The following is a 1,226-nucleotide window of genomic DNA, read 5'->3' as shown; positions in this document are numbered from 1 at the left end:
CGGTGGGTTCAACCGATCGTCGCAACGCTCTGTGCGAACATTTCAGCTGGCGTTTGGTACATCAAGGTTTTTCTCGGCCGCTCGTTGAGCTGTCGGGCGATGGCGCTGAGCTGGGCCTGGCTGAAGGTCGACAGATCGATGCCGTGGGGCAGATACTGGCGCAGCAGGCGGTTGGTGTTCTCGTTGGTGCCGCGCTGCCATGGGCTCTGCGGATCGCAGAAGTAGACGGCGACGTCGGTCGCGAGGGTGAAGCGGCGATGGTCGGCAAGCTCCTTGCCGCGATCCCAGGTCAGCGACCGATAGAGTTCGTGGGGCAGTTTGCGTGCCTGCTTGATCAGCGCCGAGACGACGGTGTCGGTGGTCTTGTTCGCGACCTTGGCCAGGATCACATAGCGCGACTGGCGTTCGACCAGCGTCACCACATGGCTGCCTCGCGCGCCCGAGATGAGATCGCCCTCCCAGTGCCCGGGCACGGCGCGGTCCTCAATGCAGGCCGGCCGTTCGCTGATCGAGACCGCGTCCTTGATCTGGCCGAGACCGTCGCGCTTGAGGGTGGCATGGCGCGAGCGCCGGATCGTGCGCTTGGCGCGCAGATGCTCGAGCAGCTCCTTTTTGAGGACGCCACGCGCCTGGATATACAGGCTTTTGTAGATCGTCTCGTGTGACACGCGATGCTGGTCTTCATCCGGAAAACTATGCTTGAGCCAGCCCGCAACCTGCTCTGGCGACCATTTGCGGCGCAGCTTGCGCGATACTGTTCGGCGCAACGCCGGGTGGCAAGCGAGCTTGCAGGGCTTCGGGCGCAGCGCCCGGTCCCACGCTGCCTGATCGGACCCTGTCGCCCGGTATCGGTCCCGACCGCCGCCCCGCTTGACCTCGCGGCTGATCGTCGATGGCGAGCGGCCGAGCTGGGTTGCAATCGCCCTGAGCGAGCGGCCTGCGACCAGGCCTCTCGATATCTCCTCGCGCTCGTTCAGGCTGAGCACCCGCACCGACCGCCTGCGCTCGACCGGACGAATGCCCCCCGATGGCGACAAGACCGAGAACACTGACGAAGACTCCCGGTCGAACCGCCGCCCGATCGAACTCATCGACTCGCCACGCTGCCACCTGTCCCAAATCTCCGCGCGCTGCGCTGCCGAGTAGTAAATCCGCCGCCGCTGCTTCATCGCCCACACCCCTCTCGCTTCGAGAATGATGCGTTGCGACGACCCGTTGAACCCACC

The 1,226-nt window shown here is 65.2% G+C and carries 1 protein-coding gene; it reads right to left on the bottom strand.

Annotation, left to right across the window (positions count from 1 at the left end):
• Positions 1-8: 8 nt before the first annotated feature.
• A complete protein-coding gene (locus U1738_RS20235) occupies positions 9-1,169 on the bottom strand; it encodes an IS30 family transposase (RefSeq protein ID WP_332790836.1) in 1,161 nt (386 codons plus the stop codon).
• Positions 1,170-1,226: the final 57 nt, after the last annotated feature.

Origin of the sequence: Parasphingomonas caseinilytica, from assembly GCF_036663755.1 — a bacterium.
Classification (GTDB): domain Bacteria; phylum Pseudomonadota; class Alphaproteobacteria; order Sphingomonadales; family Sphingomonadaceae; genus Sphingomonas.
This window is presented reverse-complemented; position numbering and strand designations above follow the sequence as displayed.

Coding starts and splice junctions, on each gene's coding strand:
- U1738_RS20235 (WP_332790836.1), bottom strand. CDS start 1,169: ATGAAGCAGCGGCGGCGGATTTACTACTCGGCAGCGCAGCGCGCGGAG.